Source organism: Pseudomonas sp. EGD-AK9, assembly GCF_000465935.2.
In the GTDB taxonomy this organism is placed as follows: Bacteria; Pseudomonadota; Gammaproteobacteria; order Pseudomonadales; family Pseudomonadaceae; genus Aquipseudomonas.
Genome location: NZ_AVOF01000378.1, coordinates 1 through 2,925, shown reverse-complemented (window position 1 = coordinate 2,925; position 2,925 = coordinate 1). Strand labels below are relative to the sequence as shown.

Genomic DNA, 2,925 nt, shown 5'->3' with positions numbered 1-2,925 from the left:
GGCGAGCAGGCGATCCAGGCGCGTCAGGCAGTCCGCACCGCAGGCGTCGGCGATGCGCCGGCCCAGCTCATGCACGCTATCGCTGCTGGGTGTCTGGGCCAGATCAAAGAGGCTCAGGCCGCACAGCGCCGAGCCGCGCCAGGCGGCGAGAACCGGTAGGCGATTGTCTCGATGAAACGCCAGGTAGGCCTGCAGGTACGCGCGGCGTCTAGCGCCGAAGCCGGGGCGCTCGCGCATCAGGTACCAGCCCAGGCTCGGGTCGTCGGCGAAGGCCGCATCGAGCAGCGCCAGGGTCGCGTCGGCCTGCGCCGCCGGCAGCGGCGCCAGGCGCACCTCGCTCATGCGTCGCGTTCGACCCGCAGAATCACGCCATCCTGGGCCACCACCTTGACCGAGCTGCCGGCCGGCAGGTCGGGGCCGCTGACCAGCCACAGGCTGTCGCCGGCCTTGATCTTGCCGCGGCCGCCGACTATCGCCTCGTGCAGGGCGAAACGCCGGCCGAGCAGTTCGCTGCCGCGCTGGTTCAGCCCCGGCTGGTCGCTGGGGCGCGTGGCGCTGCGCTGGCGGCGCCACCAGAGCACGGCGGTGAGGATCGCCAGCAGGCCGAACAGGAAGAATTGCCAGACCCAGGGCAGCTCCGGAAACAGGTAGGTGAGCACGCCGACGCAGGCGGCGGCCAGGCCGATCCACAGCAGGTAGCCGCCGGCGCCGAAGACTTCGAGGATCAGCAGGACGGTGGCCAGTGCCAGCCAGTCCCAGAACGACAGGTGTTGCAGGTAATAGATCATGACGTCAGCCCTGCTTCTCGCCTGGGCCGCCGGCACCGAAAGTGGCCTTGACGATTTCGCCGATGCCACCGACCGCGCCGATCACCTGGCTGGCCTCCAGCGGCATCAGCACCACCTTGCTGTTGTCGGCCGCCGCCAGCTGGCCGAGCGCTTCGATGTACTTCTGCGCGACGAAGTAGTTGACTGCCTGCACGTTGCCGCTGGCGATGGCCTGGGACACCACGCGGGTCGCCTCGGCTTCGGCCTGGGCCGCCCGTTCGCGCGCCTCGGCCTCGAGGAAGGCGGCCTGGCGTTCGCCCTCGGCACGCAGGATCTCGGCCTGCTTGTGGCCCTCGGCGGTGAGGATGGCGGCCGAGCGCGAGCCCTCGGCCTCGAGGATCTGCGCGCGCTTGAGGCGTTCGGCCTTCATCTGGCTGGCCATGGCTTCGACCAGATCGGCGGGCGGGCTGATGTCCTTGATCTCGATGCGGGTGATCTTGATGCCCCAGGGCGCGGTGGCTTCGTCGACCGTCTTGAGCAGGCGTTCGTTGATCGCGTCGCGCTGGCTGAGCATGGCGTCCAGTTCCATGGAGCCGAGCACGGTGCGGATATTGGTCATCACCAGGTTGCGGATGGCGTGCTCCAGGTTGTTCACCTCGTAGGCGGCCTGGGCGGCGTTGATCACCTGGAAGAAGCACACCGCGTCGATCTGCACTATGGCGTTGTCGGCACTGATCACTTCCTGCGGCGGGATGTCCAGCACGCTTTCCATGACGTTGAGCCTGCGGCCGATGCGGTCCATCACCGGCACTATGATGTTGAGCCCGGGCTTGAGCGTGGTGGTGTAGCGGCCGAAGCGCTCCACCGTCCACTCCGAGCCCTGCGGCACCACCTTGAAGCCCATGTAGACGATGGCCAGAGCCAGGCCGACGAACAGCAGCAGGACGCCACCGATTTCCATAAAGCGATCTCCCTCTTGCGTGCGTGCAGTTGACCGTCGCGACGTGACGAACGGCCTTGTCGGCATCTAAGCATAGCCGCTGGCCAATTGCCGCCGACCCCTTCTCACTGCCCGGCGGCGATGGCGCGCTGCATATCGGGCTGAGATGCAGCGCTCAGGCCTTGCGCGCGGGCCAGGGCGGCGATCAGCTGGGCGTCGCGGGCATAGATGTCGGGGGCGTAGCGCAGGGTGCCGTCGCTGCGCGCCTCCACCGTCCAGTAGGCGATCAGCAGCGGCACCGGCTGCTGCAGGCGGTATTCCTGGGTCTTGCCGCTGGCGATGCGCTGCTGCACCGGCTCCAGCTCCTGCGGCCGGAGCAGCCAGGCCAGCAGGGTGCCCACCGCCTCGACGCGCACGCAGCCGGAGCTGAACACCCGCGGCGACTTGTCGAACAGGCGCTGGCTGGGGGTGTCGTGCAGGTACACCGCGAAGGGGTTGGCGAAGCGCAGCGCCACCCGGCCCAGCGGGTTGCGCGTGCCGGCGGCCTGGCGCAGGACGATGGCGCCGGGGTTGTCCCAGTCCACCAGCTCCGGGTCGAGCGGCTGGCCGTCGCGATCGAGCACGCTGAGCTCCTGCTGGGCGAGGTAGGCGAGGTCGTCGCGGATCGCCGGCAGCTTGTCCTCGCGCAGGATGGTCGGCGGCACCGTCCAGGTCGGATTGAGCGTCAGACGCTGGATGCGCGAGGCCAGCAGCGGCGTTTCGCGACCGGCGCGGCCGACCTGGGTGCGGGTGCGCCACAGCACCCGTTGCTGGCGCAGCACCAGCAGCTCGGCGGCGGCGACGTTGATCAGCACCTCGGTCGCGGCCAGGTCGTCGGCCAGCCAGCGCAGGCGCTCCAGGTTGATGCGCAGCTGGGCGCGGCGCATCGGTGCGTCGACGTTCAGTTCGGCCAGGCTGGCCGGGCCGAGGATGCCGTCGGGATTCAGCCCGTGGTCGTCCTGGAAGGCCTGCAGGGCCAGCACCGTGGCCGGGTCGAAGGCTTCGCCGGCAACCGTCGTCACGCTCAGGTAGCCCTCGGCGCGCAGGCGTTCGCGCAGCCCCGGCACCCGTGCATCGCGGTGCTGCGCCTTGAGTAGGGGGCCGTCGGCCAGGGGCTGCCAGTCGGCCAGCGGCCGCTGGCGCAATTCGGCGTAGGCGGCGCGCAGGCGGCGGTAGGCG

Annotated in this window: 4 protein-coding genes; all 4 read right to left on the bottom strand. The window is 69.9% G+C overall.

The features are described from left to right. Nucleotides 1–342, bottom strand: a 342-nt coding sequence (locus N878_RS16765) for a hypothetical protein (protein ID WP_031303328.1), incomplete at its 3' end; no start/stop codon positions are given. Beyond that, nucleotides 339–788: an NfeD family protein gene (locus N878_RS16760; RefSeq protein WP_021444760.1), complete on the bottom strand. Its 450-nt coding sequence runs from the start codon at nucleotides 786–788 to the stop codon at nucleotides 339–341. The genes N878_RS16760 and N878_RS16765, both read right to left, overlap by 4 nt. 4 nt (nucleotides 789–792) lie before the next feature. After that, a complete protein-coding gene (locus tag N878_RS16755; protein ID WP_021444759.1) occupies nucleotides 793–1,728 on the bottom strand; it encodes an SPFH domain-containing protein in 936 nt (311 codons plus the stop codon). Nucleotides 1,729–1,832: 104 nt separating this feature from the next. After that, nucleotides 1,833–2,925: L,D-transpeptidase family protein (locus N878_RS16750; RefSeq protein WP_021444758.1), on the bottom strand; the 1,093-nt coding region annotated here is incomplete at its 5' end.